Source organism: Ureibacillus galli (assembly GCF_014836845.1).
GTDB classification, from domain to species: domain Bacteria; phylum Bacillota; class Bacilli; order Bacillales_A; family Planococcaceae; genus Ureibacillus; species Ureibacillus galli.
Genome location: NZ_JACSQA010000019.1, coordinates 1 through 20,452 on the forward strand (window position 1 = coordinate 1; position 20,452 = coordinate 20,452).

The following is a 20,452-nucleotide window of genomic DNA, read 5'->3' on the forward strand; positions in this document are numbered from 1 at the left end:
AAGCCGGTGAAATTTTACTTTTCGTAAAATTTCACCGGCTTTTTTTATTTAGAGGAGGGTTTTTGTCCCAGCCTCTTCATTCGTTACTACCACGTTTCATTTAGTTTATTGGCATAAAACCGAATTGCTTTTTCATAGTTTAATAGATCTTCATCCGTCGTTGTGTTAACTAAACAAAGAAGCAATACTTCCATAGCTTGCTGATATTCTTCTAGATTATATAAAGTCATTGAGTAGAAGACTTTTATTGCGTGATTGTTTGGGAATAATTTTAATCCTTTTTGAAAGGTTTCTTTTGATTTTTCATATTCTCCAATTGTTCGATATGTACTGCCTAACCCTATAAGGGCACCTTCCAATTCTTTTTTTGGTAAGCCTAATTTAATTGCTTTTTCATAATAGGGAACGGCTCTTGTTTCCTCTCCTAATACATCGAAACTCCACGCACATTGATAGTTAAGAGAAGCATGGTTAGGAAAGTTTTGTACAAGATCAATCAATATGTTATTCGATTCTTTAAGCTTTCCTTTTCCCCTTAAATCTAATGCTTTTTCTAATATTTGTTCCATTTTTCATCACCACCTTTTTCTCCACATTTCCCCAGTATTGTTTCATTCATTTAACAGAATTGCATCTAAACTTTCCCATCGATAAATTAACAATTCAAGTTCTTTCCCACCAATTTTGATCGTTTCTGATTTGAAAAGTTCAGCACCAAACGCTTCGTAAAAGTAGCGGGTTTTATTGTCTTCTAAAACTTCCACAAACACTGTGTCATAACCTAACTCTTGAAATTGCAAGAACAGTTGCTTCATTAACTTCTTCCCAATCCCTTGACCTTGGTATTCTTCTAAAAGATAGATAGACGTTAAATCCCCTGAATTTGGAATTAGGTTTTCTTTTCTTTTACTACAATCAGCAAACCCTACAATTTCTCCCGTTGGACTTTCAGCAACGAACACGTAATTTCCCGTTTGCGCAATATTTCGTTTCCACAATTCCGTTCTTTGCTCGTATGACAGTTTTGCTAAGAAACTATCCGGTATAATATTTTTATAAGTCGTTCTCCAAGAATCGACGTGTACTCTTGCAATTCCTTCTGCATCAGATATTGTTGCCCTTCGAATGTTCATTCTATCCTCCCCTTCATCTTCCTATATTTGTTAATGAATAGTATTCAATAAAAAAAGCATTTATCCTTCAACGGACGAACGCTTCATTTATTTCCTTATAAAGTTTTAATAATAGTGAATGTTTAATCATCTAAATCATTACTGAAAAAGGATTTTTGTTCTTCTTTCATTCCATGCTTTTTTTCTAAATACCGGCCAATAACGGAACTATCAATTCCTTTTCGAACAGCCGTTTCAATGATGATATAAAATATAATTAAACTAACGATGTATAAAATAATCGAGATAAAAATATTCACAAAGTTTCTTCCTTCCACAGACGTTTTAATTTCATTTTATATCGTTCAAGATTTTAATTTATAAAGTTTATTAAAACTTTCTCTATTTCATGAGAAAATTCTTCTTTTTTCCATAGCATAACCGCCTTATGCTCTCCAAACTTTTCGATTAAAAATTGAAGAATAGAGTAACCAATAAAATAAGCTAGACGAGTATAGCCGAAACGACTACCACCATTTATGGAAAACCATTCCATATATACCTCTTTTGATGATAAATGTTTTACATCCAATTGAAAAGCTTTAATAATTTCCTTTTTGTTGTTATTCGCAAATTGTAGCCACCCTTCCCTATCCTCTTCATATAGAAAATAAATTTCTTCATTTACATCTACAATTTGCTTAGAAAAGTAAGTTGCACAACCTTCTTGTAATAGCCATGTATAAGGATGTTCCCATTGCATATTAGCCCAATTTACCCCTGCTTGTTCTGAAAGAATATTGTGTAGAACGTGACCAAATTCGTGGGCAATGATTACCTTTAAATGGTGCTCTTTCGATGACAATTTTTCTAAACAGAAAGTGATGTCGGGGATGATTTGACGATGGGTAAAGGCATTCGATCCATGCAACCCTATAATTATATGGATATTTATATTAAATTCCACATCGTATTTCCTTTTGTATAAAGTGACAATTTGAGAGATTATTTGTTCAACTACCTCGTTGGACTTTCGAATATCATCCATCTTAGCAGGATACTTTAGAAGCGACAGCTCGATTCTTTTTTCAAAGTTATTTTTAATATGAGATTGAAAGTATTCGGTAAAATGGAAAGAACAATCTCTTAAAAAACAAGAGATTGTTCTTGAAAGCGATCCGAAGAATTTATTCTTTACACTAATGTCGATTCGGCTACTTTTGATGCAAATGGCGGTTTCACTTCCTCTGGGATTCCTGGAACGTATTTTTTCCCTCCCGTTTCCACAAAGAATTCTTGTCTCGCTTGGTCAATCAGTTCTTGATTTGTAAGCAAATCATATAGCGAAAGGGCCATTGTTTTAGCTGCTAAATGCATTCCTTTATAACCTATAGAAGAACCGTAGACAGCAGTTGCCTGCCAAGAATGGGCTTGTACGCCAACCGGTGCACAGGTCGTCATAACCTGTCCAACTGGCGTAATCCAGCTAACATCCCCAACATCGGTTGAACCTCCGATTGAAACACCCTTTAAATTTTTATAGTAGTCAAAGCTAGTTGGTAAAATGTCTTCAATATAAGTACCAAATTGTTTCTTTGACGTTTCAACGATTTTTTCATCCACTGTATTGACCAACTCTTTAGCAAATTCCAATTCACTTTCAGTAAAGAGAGGAGCTCCCACTAGTTTCATATTTTGAAGCATTAATTCATTTAACACATCATTCGGAAGCGTTTCGTAAGCAAAGGCTAGTATTTCAGAACGGACTTCCGTTTCGGTCATCATAGCCGCCCCTTTAGCAATCTTCTCTATTCGTTCAAGCATTTCATCTACTTGTTCCTTTGTTGCTGCCCGCAAATAGTACCATACACTCGCTCGATCTGGAACAACATTTGGAGCCATCCCTCCATTTGTAATGACATAATGAATTCGTGAACCATCAAGCATATGCTCTCGCATATAGTTCGCTCCAACGTTCATTAATTCCACTGCATCTAACGCACTTCTACCAGCATGGGGTGCTCCGGCTGCATGGGCAGTAATGCCTTTAAAATGAAATTTCACTGAAACCATCGCCGTCATACTCATATTTACTACAAAGTTAGATGTACCCGGATGCCATGTTAATGCGCAATCTAAATCATCAAACACCCCTTCTCGTGCCATAAACGTTTTCCCTGATAGCACTTCTTCTGCTGGACATCCATAATAACGAATCGTCCCCACTAATCCTTTGGCTTCCATAACTTCTTTCACTGCCATTACGGCCTCTACTCCCGCTGTTCCTAGTAAATTATGTCCACAGCCATGTCCGGGTCCATTTGCTACCACTTCCGTATGAACAGTACTTACCGTTTGTGATAACCCTGGTAATGCATCATATTCTCCTAAAATACCAATGATAGGATTACCAGAGCCATATTCTGCTACAAAAGCAGTGGAGGCACCGCCAATTTCCCTTGTAATCTTAAAACCTGCCTGTTCTAAAGTTAGCATTTGCAACTCACTTGCGTATTTTTCTTCATAGGCAATTTGGGGATTGTCCCAAATGTTTTGAGCCATTTCTGTAAAAACACTTTGATTATTTTTAATCCATTCTAAAATATTTTCTTTTGTCATTTTCAACAGCTCCTCTTTCTTTTTTATTTAATGAATATTGGAAATACGAAAACTATTAAAACAAACATAGAGATAAATTAAGCGACAGATTTTTTACGAGCTTTTACTTTTTCTAAATAAAGACAAATAGTAATGGTAATTGCAATACAGATAATTCCTCTGAAGAAAGGTATAATCGGGGTTAAATTTATAACGATGCCTGTTATGACAGCGATTAATCCATATAACGGGTTTTTAATAGCGAATTGAGCTAAAATACCTCCAAATATGGCCGGTACGACAAATTGAAAGGTAGCTTGTACAGATGAGGGTATAATCGAAATCAGGTAAGAGCCACTAGCAATAATTATGGCTATCACAACAATATTTACTAACGAAGCGGCTGCAATGGCTAATGCGGCTGTAATCTCTCCTTTTTTCGTTCCCGGCTCAGCTCCAATCGTATTTTGAGCGGCTGCAGCAGCGGGAAGACACATATTTGAAATATTGCCAGTTAAAAAGGCTAAGTAGGTACCTGAAACACCTAATGTTGGATAATAAGAAATTGGTTCAATTACCCATGCATATCCAACCATGGCTGCATAGGCTATAAATGCTGCAACAATCGGGCCCCATCCAGGGTGATAGCCGACAACAAATGAAAGGTAGAGCGGCAACAGAACACTTAAAATAATAACTGCCCACATTGTTAAGCGGCCCCAAAAATGAGATTTTTGATGGAATTGTTCCATCTCTAGACTTTCGACCTTTGGATTTGCGGCAATTTCCTCTGCTACTAAAGCTTTATTACTCATTTCCATCCACTTTCCCCCTACTTATATAATGAAGAATCCGACTGACAATGCTGCCAAAATTGAAAATCCTAATGACCATTCTTTTAACCAATTCAACTTAAACTTATTCGCAATAATCAGTAAAATGAACATGAACAAAGCTGCGGTAATAATAACAACAGCATTGGTAACTCCCTTCAATAACTCAGCACTTCCAAAGTTTCCAAAGACCCCCAGCATAGCAGCACTTGAAATAATTGCCATTAAGCTTCCTCGTTTACTTCCTTGTTGACTGGAGATTTTCTCCTGCATTTTACCTAAGGATTTCGTAAAGAAAACTGTTACTAATAACCATCCTAATCCACCTAAACACAATGTCCAAACGATTGTAGTATAGGCTTGTTCATTAAAACCATCAGAGCCAAGTTCTGTACCAAAGGCAGTAGCAGCTAAATTAGCACCCGCTGATTCAGTAGCTGAAGATCCAATGACAACAGACCTCATGAAAGTCACTGGGTTTCCGAGAAATGTCATTAAAGAAATGGCAATAATTAAGCTGGCCATCGCTGGACCGATTGCATTAATCGCCCCTACTTTAAGTGCGCTCTGGACTTCCTGCTTAGTCATTCCAACATTTTGACTTGTCCTAGTAGCAAGTCTTATAAATACAATCGCTTGAAAAATAACAATCCCTATAACAATTGCGGCAAATATCCAGACCGGATAGCTATTCGCTAATTGTAAAGCCTTTTCCACGTGACCCCTCCTTCATACTTAAACTTTTATAACCTTCTTCCTTTTGACCACATGTAATATCTCCTTTCATTATTTTGTATTTTAAGTTAACAGAATATTTTAAACATTGTAAAAATCGGAAATCCATGTTATATTTTCTAACAATACTAAAAGGTAATATAAAAATAATAGTAAAATTTTTATTTGGGGTGATTCTATGAAGTTAGTAAACAAGTTTAACCCTCTTCAACCTGAATGGAAAAAAAACATACAATCTTTGCAAATGTCGAAAACTTCTCCTCCATTTCAAAATTCCATAGCCTTTGTTTATCAGTTCAAAACGAAAGGAAATATTAACGAGAACATTCTTTTCCCGAGCATACCAAATGGTTGTATCGATCTCCTTTTTCATCTAGACGGCATACAGTCGCAATGTTTACTCGTTCCAAGTCCTAAAAAACGGACATTCCTTCCTTTCAGTGCATACTCTACATACTTTGGAATCCGTCTATTTCCTCTACAAAAATTATTTCCTTTCCAACTATCTTTAAAAGAGATTAATAGTGAAAAGGCTTTCTCGTTATTTGAAGTTGCCCCCTATCTACGCCCTCTTTATGAGTTACTTCTACAAAAGCATACTTTTATCGAACAAATGCAACTTCTTGAGTGTTACTTAAAACATCCTCGTAATTCACAACTTTATTCCACCATCGTTGCAAGTTGTATAAACAAAATCATCTTTCACCATGGTCATTTGCATGTGAAAGATTTAGAACAATTTACTGGCTACTCCGAACGATATTTACGTCTGTTGTTTCAAAAAGAGCTAGGCATTCCACCAAAAACATTCCTTCAACTTGTGAATTTTCAATATATAATCAACGACATTGTAAAAGGTGATTTTCATATAGAAAAACACCTAAATGAAAATCTCTATTATGATTCATCCCATTTCTATAAAACTTTTAAAAAGTTCACGAATATGACGCCAGGGGAGTATCGGAAAATATTAGTTGATGAGGTTTAAACTAAATGTGGAAATGTTAGTTGTTTACCTAAAAGTGAAAATCAAAAAAGCTCCATAAAAAAATCAGACCTCTACTTATTGTAGAGATCTGATTAATCGTTCGTTTATGCAATTGGGAACCAACCTGGAACATTTAAAATTCGATGCCATAATGGATCAGGTACGACAAGTTGTTCTTGATTGTTTTTATCAATTTTCGTTACAATTTCATCTTCTCTTCCTTCGGCAACTTTTTGCACCCAATCTGGGTCAATAATCAGTTCTCTGCCTATAGCGATAAGAGGAACGCCTGTTTCAAAGGCTTTTCGTGCATCTTCTGCAGTATGAATCGAACCTACACCAATTAAAGGAACTCGATTATCGATTTTTTCAAGTAAATAATCGATACGCGTTTTCGTTAAATCTTCTACCCCTCTTCTTGGCGTTGAGAAGAATTCCGATAAAGAAACATGTAAATAATCAAGACCTTTATTAGCTAAAGCATCTACCAACGCTAATGTATCGGCCATTGTAATGCCTGGTGTTTCCGGTTCTTCTGGTGAAAAACGATAACCAACGATAAACGGTGACGTTGCATGTTTTTCCACTACACTTTTCACCTTATCCACAATCGCTAATGGAAATGTCATACGTTTTTCTAAACTGCCTCCAAAGCGGTCTTCTCGACGATTACTATGGGGTGAGAAGAATTGTTGAATTAAATAGCCGTTTGCTCCGTGAATTTCTACACCATCAAATCCAGCTTCAATCGCTCGACGTGTTGTTTCACCAAAGGCTTCAATAATTTCTTCGATTTCCGTTTCTGTTAAAGCTCTTGGTGAAATGGCTCCTGGCTGTTCAGCTGGCACATCGCTAGCACTAACAATCTCTCCATTCGGTACTAATTCTGGAGGGCATAATCGACCACCATGGAAAATTTGTAATACCGCCTTTGCTCCTTCTGCTTTAATCGCTGAAGCAAGTTGTTTGAAACTCGGAATCATTTCATCTCGATCGCCAGCAAATTCACCGTCAAATCCTTTTCCATTCGGTGTGACATATGTACAAGCAGTAATAACCATACCAACACCATTTGAACGACGAACATAGTAGTTAACCTCTGCTTCGGATACAGTTCCATCCGGATTTGCTGAGTAATTCGTCATTGGTGCCATGACGATACGATTTTTTAATTCCACACCATTAGGTAAAGTATAAGACGTAAATAAATCTTGGTACTTACTATTCATAGTAATGTTCCTCCCATAAACTATATTTTATAAAAGCTATCTAAGCTTCATAAGCATGATAAAAAATTATATATTATCGACTTTTAACAAACAAATTAACTGCCTCTTGAACGGAGTCTTGCAATTTTTCTTCGTCACCATTAGCTTGCTGGATACAATCCATTAAGTTATAGCTTACGATTAAACCAATTGTGCGATCCACCCCAGAACGTACTGCTGAAAGTTGTGTAATGATTTCCTTACAATCTTTCCCCTCTTCCATCATTTTCAAAACGCCCCGAAGTTGCCCTTCAATCCGCTTTACCCGATTTTTCAATTTATCTTCGTAGGAATTCAACTGTATCCCTCCCTCTAATGATAACTTTTAGCCACATGGTATACCCCGATAGGTACTTTGTCAAATAAATCCACTTATTCATATATGAATACTTCTATTCCTTTTTTGTCCCAACGAAATCTATTCTTAACACGAATAAAAAGCGTTAATCCTTTTTTCAAAGATTAACGCTTAAGTCATCATGATTATTTTTTGCTAACAACCGCCATCGTACAACGAGACACACAAATTAGTTTCTCATCTTCATCGACAATTTTAATGTCCCAAACCATCGTTGTCCGTCCTTTATGTAAAGGAGTTGCAATCGCCTTGACAACGCCGTCTTTTTTACTGCGGATATGGTTGGCATTGATCTCCATTCCAACAGGATTGTACTTTGTTAAATCAACATTTATAGCCGTAGCAATACTTGCAGCCGTTTCTGCTAAAGCAACGGATGCGCCTCCATGCAAAATCCCTGCAGGTTGTCTCGTTTTTGGCCCGACTGGCATTGTCATAACGACCCGATCTAATGATAATTCTTCATATTGAATATCAAGAGCTTCGATAAGCGTATTCAATGCTTGAGATTGAATTCGCTCCATATACGCATGTTCATCTTTCACACCATACAAATCCAACACTTCTTGAGAAACAATCATGTTCCAACCTCCTAAATTAATTTTACAAGGATTCTTCCTCTTGCTTGAGCTTTTAACAATGTTGGCAAGACTTCTGGAAGTTGGGCAAGAGATACTTCTTGTTGAATAAATTCTTCTAAACTCTCAGATTGGTAAACATTCGCTAAACGCTCCCACACTTTTAGACGTGTTTCCATATCACAATATACGGAATCAATCCCTAATAAATTCACACCTCGAAGAATGAATGGATAAACCGTAGTTGGAACATTTCCTCCTGCCGTTAAGCCACTAACTGCGACTGACCCACCGTATTGAATTTGGCTAAGTAACGCAGCTAATGGTTCTCCACCAACAGGGTCAACTGCGGCAGCCCATTTTTGTTTACCTAGCGCTCGAATTTTACCGTCATATACTTCTTCCCGTGGAACAATAGAAGTAGCGCCGAGACTAGTTAAATAGTCTTGTTCAGATGCTTTCCCTGTACTTGCTTCTACTTCAAAGCCAAGTTTAGAAAGAATCGAAATGGCAAAACTACCAACACCACCAGTTGCTCCCGTCACTAACACTTTTCCTTTTTCAGGAGAAACACCGTTATCTTGTAGTCGCTGTACGGACAAGGCTGCCGTAAATCCTGCTGTACCGATAATCATTGCTTTTTTTAAAGTTAACCCATCTGGAAGAGGCACAACCCATTTAGCTGGAATACGGGCATATTCGCTATAACCTCCAAAATGGGATACCCCGATTTCATAGCTTGTCGCTATAACCTCGTCCCCTTCTTTAAAACGGGGATCTTCTGAAGAAACGACAACTCCTGCTAAATCAATTCCTGGTACAAACGGATAGTTTTTAACAATGTTCCCATTTGGGATTGAGGCTAGACTATCTTTATAGTTCACTCCAGAATAGTGAACTTGAATTAACACTTCCCCTTCTGGTAAATTGTTTATTGTTAGTTTTTGAACATCTACAGAAAATTGTTCTTCTTGTTTATTTACGACAAGCGCATCAAATGTTTGCATATGTAAATACCCCTTTCAATACAACTTTATTAGGCAAAGACTAAATAACCATTTCACCTTTTACAAATTCCACTTTCAGTGGCAAGACTCCTTCTTAACGAACAGTTAAGCTAAGTTATGCTTCTATGGGAGATGAAATATCAAGCCTATTATTATATTATACTTTAAATTAACAAGGACTACCGTTAATCATGTTCTATTACTTTTATAGCCAGTTCAATTGGAAGTAGCACCTTTCTCAGAATAGGTATATTGATTTGGACTCTTTCTGCCGTTTTAAATTGCTCCATTATGTGCCTTTTTACGGCTGATACATATCGCTCAGGTAAAATCGGCTTGCCTGGAAGTATACTTGCATTTGGTGGTGCTCCGTATTTGGCAATTTCTTGTTGGGTTTGCATAGCAATCTCTACAGCACTTATTTGTTTTGTCCAAGAGAGGGTATCTGTTACCTGGAACGTTTGATCTTCTTGTGATGTTACTCTCTCAATATCATTTGTAATTAGGTAATGCTTATATTCATATACCCATGTCGTTGTTCGATCTTGATAATACGTTTGCAGATAGTATCGTTCAAATTGCGTAGTATCTGCAAGTGTTGTTTCACCATAACTTACAGTTGGTGCTTCATATTTTGGAAACCATCCATCATATGTGTTGTCGCTTACTTGTACTACATTCGATTCATAATTCCGTACCCATTCCGGAATAAGCCTTCTGGATATAAGTTTTCCGCCACATGTCCTGTTGGATCCCAGTAGTTTACCGGATTGTTCATGACATAAGAATAACGGTTCAATGATTGGGTTTGCATCATATTACCAGGATACGTATCTTCCGACATGAAGCGACCTATGGATGGGTCGTACCAACGGGCATTCATGTTCACTAATCCGGTTTTCCCATCGTAAGACATTCCCGTAAAGCTATTGAAGTTATACGGTGTTGTCGTACCTGTATAAATTCCACCAAAGGCATCATATCGATACTCTTCAATCATATCTCCGTAACGATCTGTTACAGCGGAAACGTTACGTATACCATCATACTGATAGTATAACAAACCACCCGTTGTTTTTAGGTCCGGATTATGGGATGGATTAGATAACCCGTGCATCCCAAACATTTTTCGGGAAACCGTTTGATTGTCTGGTCCTTGATAGTACTCAGCATAAGGAGAACCACTTTCACTGTATTCTTTATGAAGAACGTTTGATAATCCTTCATATAAATAGGTCGTTTCCTTATGATAAATGTGGTCCATACTGTTTTGACCATTTTCTTCTAACCATTTTTTATATAACCCAAGTTTTTTTCCTTGCCCCGGGTTATTAAATGGACCATTTCCATTACCTGGATTACCTAGATTGCAATTGTTACTATTTTTATTGTTGTTTTTGTTCGCATTTTCGTTTCGTTTTTCTTCGCCTTTTCCGTTATTACCTTTGTTGTTATTGCTAGCTACTTTGTTCCCATCATAATCTTTCCATGACATTTCCTCACGGTATATTTGACGACCTAGTCCATCATAGGAATAGCTAGTATAACTTTCATCTTCAAATTCGGCTAAAGTTAGTTGATTTGCACCATTGTACGTATATTGAACAGTTTTTCCTTCCGATGTTTTGGATATTACATTGCCGTTATCATCATATTGATAATCGGTATTACCATCAGAAAGAAGTTGATTCATCACGTTGTACGTATAATAGATCGTTCCTTGGTCATTTTTCATACTTAATCGATTGCCTGCTGCATCGTACGTATATTGAACGTTGTTTTGAGCAGGTATTACTTGTAAGGGTATCTCCGTTTTCAGTTGTTTCATAATGCCCTTTATCAAGCTCGTAGTTTGTCATTTTATCGTTATCATATTCTGTGATATAAGCTTCTGGGTCATCTTTAATAAATTCATAGCTTTGCGTACTTCCATCTAAAGGTGACTCTCCGATCGAAAACTCCGTGTACATTTGTAATCGAGAGTCTAATTAGATGTTCCAACCTTTTCCAAAATAGCCTAATTCACTATCGTTGCTTGAATAGTTTCTTGTAAGATTCAAGGAAAGAGTCACTTGAGGGACATTTATATCTACTTCTTCCAGTTCTAGATAGCCATTTTCAACATTTACTGGTGGTTCTTCCTTTGTTTCCGCTGAAATAGGTTCTTCGGATATAGCTCTTGGTTGTGACGGGTTGAGATTTGAATTTTCAGTTAAATTTCCCGACACTAAGTTTGAAGCCCTTGCGTAACACTATTCGCTTCACTATTATTTCCTATTGTTTGATTGGACGTGGCGCTTGTCAATGTATTGGCCATAGTATCATTAGTCGTATTTTGTTCAGAGACTAAATCTAGCAAACTATTCGGATTTGTGAATAACTCATTGCTATTACGGCTATCATTTTTTTCCTTTGTCGGGAACACAAAATATGCTCCAACACTACTGAATGCGAGTAAAAAAGATAGTAAAACTAAAAAAGCCTTTTTTTTCAAAAAAAATAAACCCCTTCCATTACTAAGCGAAAAAAGACAGTACAAAACAAGCTACCAGTAAGAGGAGTTTATCGATATTACGGTAACTCAGCCACCTTGATAGGATTTTTTACCCACTTTAGAACTGTAGCTTTGCGTCCCCACCTTTCGATAGGTTTGCCCCTTGCGCCTTAAAATTAAGTATTTTTTACTACAATGCTAAATTGACCAAAAGTAATAAACCTTTTTTCACAAAATTAGTAATATTTACTCATGTCTAATATAACTGATTTTAAACATTTTTTTACATATTTTGCGATGTAAAATTTTGAATTAGGAGTTTAATAGCAATAAAAAAAGCAATCACCATTACTGATTGCTTCTAATCCAAAATTATTATTTTATTAAGCCCACCTTAAGGGATAAGAATCAGTTGTAAATGAGGATGATTGACCACTGTTTCATGAAATTTTTCATCTATTCCATATAACGTTTTGAAGGAATGTTAGCATTGACTACACTGCACAAGTATTCGCTTGGTCAAATAAAAAACGATAATCTAATTAAGATTATCGCCTTACTTATCCTATTTCTCATTTATTGCAACGGCTGCCTGAATAAAGGAAGTAAAAAGATCCGGTTGAATGTCTTCCATTTTTTTAATTTGTATATGCCTCATAGTTTTACCTGAACCTTGTAGTAAGTGATGGACATCCATTTCTTCAAGCTCAATTCCTTGATGGAAACCGAGGTTCACATGTTTTTTCGCCGTTTGTAAATAACATACTAATCCATTGTTTGAATAGTTCGGCATGGACCATTTGTACTCTTCCTTCAGTTTCGGTGACGCATCTAAAATTAGTTTTCTTAAAACGAGGGTCATTTCTTGAATGTTTTCGGGTAGCCCCTCTAACCATTCGTCCACTTCCTTCATTGTTCTTTCTCTATAAGTCATTGTGAATCTCCTTTTTATATGGAAAGGTATCCTTAGGATAAGGAATATAAATAAACATCTTGCCCTTTTAAAACAATTTCCTTTTCTAATGTCATTCCAATCTTTTCTGCAACCTTTTTGGATGCCGTATTAGCAGGTTGAATAAGGGCAATAAACCTTTCTAGTTTTAATTGCGCTTTACCATAATCCAATAACGTTTTAGCTGCTTCAGTTGCGTAGCCTTTTCCCCAATATCGTTTGGCAATCCAATAGCCGATTTCGATCTCTTCTTTGCCGTCTATCGTTTGGGGTACTAATCCAGCATGCCCAATTAAGCTGTTATCCTCTTTATTGACTAACACCATTAAGCCATAATATTCACCGAATTCATATGTTCGATAAATCCAATTTAAGAACTCTTGCCCACCTTCTTTATCTCTTACGTTCCCATTTCCAATGTAGCGAACAACATCCGGGTCAGATAATAATGACATGAGAAAATCAAAATCCTCGTTCGTATACCTGCGGAATCGTAATCTATCGGAAGTAATCAATGTTATCCCCCTTAACTAAAACTAAATTGTGATAAAACCTTTTCTCCCTTTACAACCGAAAATCCTTCATCTTAAAAGAAAAAGGAATTCATGCTTTAAATTCCTTTTTGTTGAATCAATTGATTTACGATACTTTTTTACCTAATATAATTAAATCTCTTTTGATACCGTCTAAAGTAGCAACCTCTGGTAATAACGCCCACTTTTCAAAACCAAAACTAGTAAATAGGCGGAGGCTTGGTTCATTGTGACCGAAAATAAATCCTAGTATCGTCTCCACTCCATAATTTGGAGCGGATTCAATTACTTTCGTTAACACTTTTTTCCCGAGACCATGCCCTCTAAAATTTTCATCTAAATAAATACTTACTTCTACCGTTGCACTATAGGCGGGTCTTCCATAAAAATCTTGAAGGCTAACCCATCCACAAATTTGACCATCTAGCTCTACTACCCATAACGGTCTTTTTGATGGTGAATGTTCGTGGAACCACTTTAATCGATCTTCGACTGTTACAGGTTCTGTATCTGCCGTTACCATTCTACCAGGAATGGTAGAGTTATATATTTCAACAATTCTCGGTAAATCTTCTAGTGTTGCGTCTCGAAAAGCTATTTCTTGTGACATCCAACCACTCCTTTTTAGCCAAGTTTTATTTTCATGTTAATGCTCATTATCTCCAAATACAATAGAAAGTTTTTGCTCACCATCTCTATAAAAAAAACGCCTCTACAAATGGTAGAAACGCCTCTTAAAATTTTGGTCGTTCTCTTTTAAAAATTCCATAATACAGTAAAATAAATCCGATGACCATAAGGAAGACAAATCCATAGACCATCACCGTCATTCCGACGAAGCCGTCCCCTTTATTCATACCGAATAATATCCCTAATATCCATGATAATAACGGTGCGACAAAGACGATGGTTGTAATACCCCAAACAGTAAATTTTCGTTTTGCCGATTTATTCCGACTGAAATATACAGCCAAAATAATTGCTAATACTAAAATACAAATGGCAATAAGCAACTAAAAACGCGCTCCTTTAACATGTCTTGATGACTAAGTTTTTATAACCATTCCAATTGTATCGCTTTTTTATAAGCTAAATCTAGTATTTGAATTCGTTTCTCAAAGTTCGTTTCAAGCTTTGTAATCATTTGTTTTGCCGTGTTAAAGTTCAATAGAACATATCCTGTTTTTTCATTTTCAAATGTATAAGGCAAAAATTGTTGTACTTTTACCAAATACCAAATCGTATATGTGTCAGTCGATTCCCAGTACCATGAGGCAAAAGGAATTTTTTCATTTGATATCGTCATCCCTACTTCTTCCATCGCTTCTCGCTCCAACGCTTCTTCAAAGCTTTCGTTCCCTTCTATTCTTCCACCGATTGTTGTGAGAATCTGTTCTTCCTTGTCCCAAGCCATTACAACTAACCCATCATCTGTTATCGGAACACAATGTACGCCCGCAATCGGTTTATCGTTAGGCAACTCTTCAATGGCCATCTACATTGGCAGAGACCTCCTCCTGATTCCACGAAATGATTTCTACATTCGTCACATCTATTTCCCCTAAACTTAATACATGGGGAATGAAGTGAAACATTCCAAAAGGTTTTCCATTCTTTTTTCCAGCATTATAATATTCCACTGTTTCAGAAGGAATTTTTCTCATTTCTTTATATTCGGCAATATCGAGCAGCAGGAAGTCCTGTTCATCAAATTCTTCTGCTGGCCCTTTAAAATTTTCCTTAGAGTAGAGATAGAGAGCATTTTGATTCGGTTGGAGTCGTTCCACTGGAATTTTGAAGAAAAGCAAATTTTCCTTTTTCTTGATTTCTAACTTAGTGAGTGCATCATACACATGAAAAGGATGCATAGGTAGGAAATGAAGCACATCATTCCATAAAGCAATGTAATTTAGGAACTTGTCTTTTGAGTAGATTTGGTCGGTCAGGATGGTCAAAATATTTTTTTGTATATTGCTCATACAAGTGGGGATAAGTTGTTCCTAACACATTTAATGGAATCAGTCGATCTCCTTGCATATCTTTTGGAACCATATGGTAAACATATTGGGACATACTAGCACCTCCAAAAATGGTAACGCCTTTATTTGATACAATTAAAATGCCGAGCCTTCTAGCTTATTACACCCATGTTTTCTTTTTGATAAACCACATTAATATAGTTAAAATAAGTAATATAATTGGCGTAATCCCTACAAATTTCCAAACATCATTCGCACCCGAAAAATAGTAAGCAATTGGTAAGAAAGTGATTGTGCTAATTAATAGAAGTATCCAAGACTTTTTTTCGATTCCTAATATTAAAGTAACCATTGAAATAAATAGTGAAAGTTGCCATAAAAGTACCAATTTACCCCCTCCATCTATCCAAAATTCCCCTTAACTTTACTTTAATATTCTACAAACATTTCCAAAAAGCCTTGTTTCCCCATGAAATTGATAGAAGAACATAAAGAAGGCTCTCCCCTAAAGTAAGAGAACCTTCATATTTTCGAAATGAAATAAGGTCCGCATAGTTCTTCATGGGTCATCATGAATGTCCAATTTCGTTCCCAATCCATTACGTAAATATCGCCGTAGTCCATATGGTATTGGTCATACGGTAAATCTTGAATAAGTAGACCTTTCCCGTTTTCTACTAAATAAGATTCATCTACAAATTGATAAAAGATTGTACATTTCCTTTTAGCTTCTTTATTAAAAAGTTTAATAGCCTCTTCTTTCATTGCACAATCAACAGCTTCCCAGCTACATAAATGCCATAAGAAACTATTTAAATGAATCTCTTCCTTTTCTTCCTTTGATAAATGGTTGGCAAATTCATTTTCCCATGTCTTGCGCAATATGGACCCCATTTTGGAAGTTCTAAAACTTTTAATTCTTGTTTAAAATGCATATTTTTTAATTCTCCTAAAATCTAATTCACACTACGATTTTACACTGAGTTGTTCAATGGTGTTGAAAAAATTCATTAGAAAAAGCTCGGCATTCGACTTGCCAAGCTTTTTTCAAAACAGTAAAAAATTCCACTTATGAAAGATGCTTTTCAATCTCCCTTTTTGCATTGAAAAGGAAGTCTCTATACATTTCTGTATCCTCATTGTTAAATCGAACATCCGGAACAATAATGGCAATAGATGCGATTGGTCTACTATGAGAAATAATAGGGACACTTACAGAACAAGCCCCTATAATTCGTTCACTTTCAGTTTGGACATAGCCTAGCTTACGAATTGTTACTAAGTCCTCTAAAAGTTTATCGCGATTCGTTATTGTATTATCGGTAATCGGAACCCTTTTTACCCGATTCAAATAATCATCGATTTCATGTTGGGGTAGATAGGCAAGAATGGCCTTTGCTGAAGCCCCAGCATATAAAGGGGATGTATCTCCAACATGGTTTCTCGCTGTTAATTGATGAATACTCTCGTAATTCAAAATGCATCTTCGCTGATCCCCGTCTAGAATGCTCATAGAAACACTTTCGCCTATTTTTTCACTTAATGATTTTAAAATAGGTTCTGCTATAGCGAGAATAGTAGATTCCTGCTCGACTAATTTTCCTAAATAAAATAGAGATAAGCCAAGCTGATATTGTTTGGTTTTTTCATCTTTTATGAGAAACCCTTCATGTACGAGTGTCGCTACAAATCGTTGTAAGCTTGAGAGGCCAATACCTGTTTTTTTATGAAGATCCGTTAATGATAGCTTTGGTTCTTCCCTTGTAAAGGCTCTTAAAATAAGGACCGTTTTTTGAACTGTATTCATTAAATAATTTCTTTCAAAAGTCGTTTGATCCATAAAAGCTCCCCCTTGCACAACCATCATAACAAAACCTATTCCCCATTGTTAAGTGAATTCAAACATTACACTTTCAAAGAATTTAAATATTCCGACGTATGTTCTCCTAATAGTGGAGGAGCTTGATCATAGGAAATGTTTAAACTTGAATGTTGTAATGGATTTTTAACGAATTTCACCTTTCCGTATACCGGATGTTCCAATTCTCCGATTAAGTTCCTTGCTTTTACTTGAGGCTGTTCCAAAGCTTCTTCTATTGTATTAACTCGACCACCAGGAATTTTATGTTGTTGCAATAAGCTTAACCATTCATCCCTCGACTTTGAAACAGTAATTTCTTGTAGAAGTTCCGTCAACTCTTGTTCATTTTGTTTTCTTAATGTATTTGTTTTAAAACGTGGATCTTCTGCCCATTCTTTACGACCGATCATATGACAAAACTTTTTAAATTGGGCATCTGTACCGATACAAAACATTAACGGTCCATCCGCGCAAGGGAATACTTGATATGGTGCAACATTGTTATGTTTATTGCCTAATCGTTTTGAAACAAAATGGGCATTTAAATAAGCACTGGATACATTGGCAAGGCTACTTAATTGAACATCAAGGAGAGCCAAATCAATAAACTGGCCTACATTTGTTTGATCCCGTAAGCGTAACGCTGCTAAAATCCCTATCGCTACATAATTAGAAGTTAAAATATCTGATATAGGTACACCGACTTTTGTCGCTTCCCCTTCCGCATCCCCGGTTACATCCATTAAACCACTCATTGCTTGAATTACTGGATCGAAGCCCGGCTCATTCGCAAGGGGGCCAGTTTGACCAAAACCCGTTACAGCACAATAAATAATTCGAGGGTTCACTTTCTTTAATACTTCGTAACTTAACCCCATTCGTGCCATATCGCCCGTTTTAAAATTTTCTAATACGACATCCGCATCTGCAACGAAAGATAAAAATTTCTCTTTATCTTCTTGTTTTTTTAAATTTAATACAATTGATTTTTTATTTCGATTGGCACAAAGATAGTACGTACTTTGGTCATTCACAAATGGCCCCCAATCCCGCATGCTATCTGAACCATCGGGATGTTCAATTCGGATGACCTCTGCCCCTAAATCTGCCAATAACATAGACCCGGCAGGTGCCGCATAAACCCTTGATAAATCTAACACACGAATTCCGTCTAATGGGCGCATACTTCACCCTCCTTACTCTTCAATTAATGTCGTAACAGGGTTCGCCTTTTCCTTCATTAGAAGTTGGGTAGCTACGATACAGCCTACAGCGACTAAAGCAATGATATTGACGAGTAATGTTGTATCCATCAAACTAATCCCTGCTACGATAAGTAACACTCTTTCGATTAAAAATGTTTTTCTAAACATAAAGCCTTTAAGTCCCGCCGCTAGCACGACTCCACCAACTATTGCTGTAATAGCTGCAAATAAATATTCGGTTACTGTACCACCCGTTAATAATAATGTTGGATTGAATATAAAGAAGAACGGAACGATAAATCCGATTAACCCTAACCGAACAGATTCAACGGACACTTTATTCGCCGATTCCCCTGCAATTCCCGCTGCTGCATAGGATGCTAATGCAACTGGAGGCGTAATACTTGATAGGGCTGCGAAATAGAAGGCAAACATATGGGCAGCAATTGGCGCTACACCTAGTTTCGTTAAAATAGGAACAGAAATCGTCGCAACGATAATATAGGCCGCTGTTGCTGGTACCCCCATACCTAAGACGATACTAATAAATGCTGTCAGTAACGCAGCTAGAAGCACGCTTTCACCTGCAAACCCTAGAATATTATTACCTATTATTAAGCCGGCACTTGTTAACGTAATCGTCGCAATAACAACCCCTACAATGGCGCAGGCAATCCCAACATTAATAACACCTTTTACCCCTTCAACAATCGAATCTAGTACGAGTTGGAAACTCATACGTGTACTTTTTCGAATGGCTGCAGCTGGAACGACAGAAAGCAACGAAAAGATTGCCGCGTACAAAGGAGAAAATCCTGCAAATAACATCACTAGGAGAATGAGTAAAGGGATAAAAAGATGACCGCCTTCTTTTAACACCTTTTTTGCTTCAGGTAAATTTTCTTTGGAAATCCCTGATAAGCCCATCTTCTTCGCTTCAAAATGGACGATCATAAACAACGTTAAATAATAGAGGATAGCTGGGATGATGGCCGCCAGTAAAACAACGGAATACGGTACCCCGAGATATTCCGCCATAATAAAGGCAGCTGCCCCCATAACAGGTGGGGCAATTAAACCTCCTGTTGATGCAACAGCTTCCACCGCCCCGGCAAATTTCTTTGAATAGCCCGCCTTTTTCATCATTGGAATCGTAACCGTACCTGTTGTTACGACGTTACTCACCGCACTACCACTAACGGTTGCCATTAAAGCGCTTGCAAAAACGGCCACCTTCGCAGGACCTCCTGCTGTTCTACCAGCAACGGTCAAAGCTAAATCATTGATGAAATCGGAAAAGCCGCTATTTTTCAGGAAAGCACCGAACAATACAAAAACAAAGATGTATGTGGCTGAAACGCCTAATGCTGTTCCAAATACCCCTTGACCTCCCCAATACATAATATTAATGACACGCTCTAAACTAAATCCGTAGTGCCCTAATATACCGGGTATATAGGCTCCGAAAAAATTGTACGCCAGGAAAAATAGGGCTATAAGCGTCAGTCCCTTTCCTACAACACGGCGGCTTGCTTCAAATAATAGAAGTAACGCGATCCCACCGATATAAATATCCAATGTGGAATTTTCCCCACCACTTCGTACAAAAGCATCATAAGTAAACAAGAAATAGAAAATTACTACAATGGATAAACCAATACATAGAAGGTCAAAGATTGTCGGCAACTTTCGCGAGCCTACACTCTTTTTTGTAGCTGGATAAAAGACAAAACTAAATAATAGAAGAAAACCTAAATGCCAAGCCCGAAACTTCACTGCATCCATAACACCGAAACTACTCATATATAATTGGAATAGCGTCCAAATGATTGCGAGTATCATGATACCCTTTCCAAATATACCGATATACTTTCGTGAGTTTAAATTTTTCTCCTCCAAATCCATTAACTCTTGCATATCATGATTTGTTAGATCCTTCGTAGTCATTTGA

At 36.9% G+C, this 20,452-nt stretch carries 28 protein-coding genes and 1 riboswitch; of the genes, 1 reads left to right on the top strand and 27 read right to left on the bottom strand.

Features of this window, described 5'->3' with window-relative positions; genetic code table 11:
* Window positions 1-86: 86 nt before the first annotated feature.
* The 7 genes from H9636_RS12275 to H9636_RS12305 all read right to left on the bottom strand — a co-directional run bounded on the left by H9636_RS12275 (window position 87) and on the right by H9636_RS12305 (window position 5,260).
* Window positions 87-569 (bottom strand): tetratricopeptide repeat protein, encoded by a 483-nt coding sequence (locus H9636_RS12275; protein ID WP_122970722.1) that lies wholly within the window; start codon window positions 567-569, stop codon window positions 87-89.
* Window positions 570-611: 42 nt separating this feature from the next.
* The gene (locus H9636_RS12280) at window positions 612-1,133 is read right to left on the bottom strand and encodes a GNAT family N-acetyltransferase (protein ID WP_191707874.1); all 522 of its coding nucleotides are present in this window, start codon (window positions 1,131-1,133) and stop codon (window positions 612-614) included.
* A 122-nt stretch (window positions 1,134-1,255) separates the two neighbouring features.
* Window positions 1,256-1,432 (bottom strand): hypothetical protein, encoded by a 177-nt coding sequence (locus H9636_RS12285; RefSeq protein ID WP_174232635.1) that lies wholly within the window; start codon window positions 1,430-1,432, stop codon window positions 1,256-1,258.
* 53 nt (window positions 1,433-1,485) lie between these two features.
* On the bottom strand, window positions 1,486-2,160 hold the full coding sequence (locus tag H9636_RS12290) for a DUF5700 domain-containing putative Zn-dependent protease (protein ID WP_148037791.1): 675 nt from the start codon (window positions 2,158-2,160) through the stop codon (window positions 1,486-1,488).
* 146 nt (window positions 2,161-2,306) lie between these two features.
* Complete coding sequence (locus H9636_RS12295; protein WP_191707875.1) at window positions 2,307-3,731, bottom strand: amidohydrolase; 1,425 nt, start codon at window positions 3,729-3,731, stop codon at window positions 2,307-2,309.
* 77 nt (window positions 3,732-3,808) lie between these two features.
* On the bottom strand, window positions 3,809-4,531 hold the full coding sequence (locus tag H9636_RS12300; protein ID WP_122970726.1) for a small-conductance mechanosensitive channel: 723 nt from the start codon (window positions 4,529-4,531) through the stop codon (window positions 3,809-3,811).
* A 15-nt stretch (window positions 4,532-4,546) separates the two neighbouring features.
* Window positions 4,547-5,260, bottom strand: a complete 714-nt coding sequence (locus H9636_RS12305; RefSeq protein ID WP_122970727.1) for a DUF5058 family protein — start codon at window positions 5,258-5,260, stop codon at window positions 4,547-4,549.
* 196 nt (window positions 5,261-5,456) lie between these two features.
* Here H9636_RS12305 and H9636_RS12310 point away from each other — a divergent pair, with 196 nt between their 5' ends.
* A complete protein-coding gene (locus H9636_RS12310; RefSeq protein ID WP_122970728.1) occupies window positions 5,457-6,266 on the top strand; it encodes a helix-turn-helix transcriptional regulator in 810 nt (269 codons plus the stop codon).
* A gap of 104 nt (window positions 6,267-6,370) precedes the next feature.
* On the opposite strand, the gene H9636_RS12315 is transcribed toward H9636_RS12310, so the two are convergent.
* From H9636_RS12315 to H9636_RS12405, 20 genes are all read right to left on the bottom strand, one after another.
* The gene (locus H9636_RS12315) at window positions 6,371-7,495 is read right to left on the bottom strand and encodes an NADH-dependent flavin oxidoreductase (protein ID WP_122970729.1); all 1,125 of its coding nucleotides are present in this window, start codon (window positions 7,493-7,495) and stop codon (window positions 6,371-6,373) included.
* Window positions 7,496-7,568: 73 nt separating this feature from the next.
* Complete coding sequence (locus H9636_RS12320; RefSeq protein WP_122970730.1) at window positions 7,569-7,832, bottom strand: metal-sensitive transcriptional regulator; 264 nt, start codon at window positions 7,830-7,832, stop codon at window positions 7,569-7,571.
* Window positions 7,833-8,017: 185 nt separating this feature from the next.
* Complete coding sequence (locus tag H9636_RS12325) at window positions 8,018-8,416, bottom strand: hotdog fold thioesterase (RefSeq protein WP_122970793.1); 399 nt, start codon at window positions 8,414-8,416, stop codon at window positions 8,018-8,020.
* A gap of 68 nt (window positions 8,417-8,484) precedes the next feature.
* Window positions 8,485-9,477, bottom strand: coding sequence for an NADPH:quinone oxidoreductase family protein (locus H9636_RS12330; protein WP_191707876.1), 993 nt, complete (start codon window positions 9,475-9,477; stop codon window positions 8,485-8,487).
* Window positions 9,478-9,662: 185 nt separating this feature from the next.
* Window positions 9,663-9,878, bottom strand: a complete 216-nt coding sequence (locus H9636_RS12335) for a hypothetical protein (RefSeq protein ID WP_122970732.1) — start codon at window positions 9,876-9,878, stop codon at window positions 9,663-9,665.
* A gap of 272 nt (window positions 9,879-10,150) precedes the next feature.
* The gene (locus H9636_RS12340; RefSeq protein WP_191707877.1) at window positions 10,151-11,305 is read right to left on the bottom strand and encodes an RHS repeat-associated core domain-containing protein; all 1,155 of its coding nucleotides are present in this window, start codon (window positions 11,303-11,305) and stop codon (window positions 10,151-10,153) included.
* 160 nt (window positions 11,306-11,465) lie between these two features.
* The gene (locus tag H9636_RS19390) at window positions 11,466-11,705 is read right to left on the bottom strand and encodes a DUF6531 domain-containing protein (protein ID WP_191707878.1); all 240 of its coding nucleotides are present in this window, start codon (window positions 11,703-11,705) and stop codon (window positions 11,466-11,468) included.
* Window positions 11,705-11,971 (bottom strand): hypothetical protein, encoded by a 267-nt coding sequence (locus H9636_RS12350; RefSeq protein WP_191707879.1) that lies wholly within the window; start codon window positions 11,969-11,971, stop codon window positions 11,705-11,707. Before H9636_RS12350 ends, H9636_RS19390 begins: the two co-directional genes overlap by 1 nt.
* Before the next feature lie 78 nt (window positions 11,972-12,049).
* Window positions 12,050-12,142, bottom strand: a riboswitch (cyclic di-GMP riboswitch).
* Window positions 12,143-12,536: 394 nt separating this feature from the next.
* The gene (locus H9636_RS12355) at window positions 12,537-12,905 is read right to left on the bottom strand and encodes a DUF1801 domain-containing protein (protein ID WP_122970735.1); all 369 of its coding nucleotides are present in this window, start codon (window positions 12,903-12,905) and stop codon (window positions 12,537-12,539) included.
* 32 nt (window positions 12,906-12,937) lie between these two features.
* Window positions 12,938-13,438: a GNAT family N-acetyltransferase gene (locus tag H9636_RS12360; protein WP_122970736.1), complete on the bottom strand. Its 501-nt coding sequence runs from the start codon at window positions 13,436-13,438 to the stop codon at window positions 12,938-12,940.
* Window positions 13,439-13,562: 124 nt separating this feature from the next.
* Window positions 13,563-14,066: a GNAT family N-acetyltransferase gene (locus H9636_RS12365; protein ID WP_122970737.1), complete on the bottom strand. Its 504-nt coding sequence runs from the start codon at window positions 14,064-14,066 to the stop codon at window positions 13,563-13,565.
* A gap of 124 nt (window positions 14,067-14,190) precedes the next feature.
* Window positions 14,191-14,469 carry a hypothetical protein gene (locus H9636_RS12370; RefSeq protein ID WP_122970738.1) on the bottom strand — a complete coding sequence of 93 codons (279 nt, stop codon included), beginning with the start codon at window positions 14,467-14,469 and terminating at the stop codon, window positions 14,191-14,193.
* Window positions 14,470-14,510: 41 nt separating this feature from the next.
* Complete coding sequence (locus tag H9636_RS12375) at window positions 14,511-14,951, bottom strand: NUDIX hydrolase (RefSeq protein ID WP_122970739.1); 441 nt, start codon at window positions 14,949-14,951, stop codon at window positions 14,511-14,513.
* Window positions 14,941-15,264, bottom strand: coding sequence for a hypothetical protein (locus H9636_RS19100; RefSeq protein ID WP_225230204.1), 324 nt, complete (start codon window positions 15,262-15,264; stop codon window positions 14,941-14,943). Before H9636_RS19100 ends, H9636_RS12375 begins: the two co-directional genes overlap by 11 nt.
* Window positions 15,265-15,343: 79 nt before the next feature.
* Complete coding sequence (locus tag H9636_RS19105) at window positions 15,344-15,529, bottom strand: hypothetical protein (protein ID WP_225230205.1); 186 nt, start codon at window positions 15,527-15,529, stop codon at window positions 15,344-15,346.
* Between the two features lie 66 nt (window positions 15,530-15,595).
* On the bottom strand, window positions 15,596-15,823 hold the full coding sequence (locus tag H9636_RS12385) for a hypothetical protein (RefSeq protein ID WP_122970740.1): 228 nt from the start codon (window positions 15,821-15,823) through the stop codon (window positions 15,596-15,598).
* Between the two features lie 134 nt (window positions 15,824-15,957).
* Window positions 15,958-16,317, bottom strand: a complete 360-nt coding sequence (locus tag H9636_RS12390) for a DUF4275 family protein (protein WP_318241020.1) — start codon at window positions 16,315-16,317, stop codon at window positions 15,958-15,960.
* A 187-nt stretch (window positions 16,318-16,504) separates the two neighbouring features.
* Window positions 16,505-17,275 carry an IclR family transcriptional regulator gene (locus H9636_RS12395; protein WP_122970741.1) on the bottom strand — a complete coding sequence of 257 codons (771 nt, stop codon included), beginning with the start codon at window positions 17,273-17,275 and terminating at the stop codon, window positions 16,505-16,507.
* A gap of 65 nt (window positions 17,276-17,340) precedes the next feature.
* Entirely contained in the window at window positions 17,341-18,480 is a 1,140-nt protein-coding gene (locus tag H9636_RS12400; RefSeq protein ID WP_122970742.1) for a CaiB/BaiF CoA transferase family protein, read from the bottom strand.
* A 12-nt stretch (window positions 18,481-18,492) separates the two neighbouring features.
* Window positions 18,493-20,448, bottom strand: coding sequence for a TRAP transporter permease (locus H9636_RS12405; protein ID WP_191707880.1), 1,956 nt, complete (start codon window positions 20,446-20,448; stop codon window positions 18,493-18,495).
* Between the last annotated feature and the right edge of the window lie 4 nt (window positions 20,449-20,452).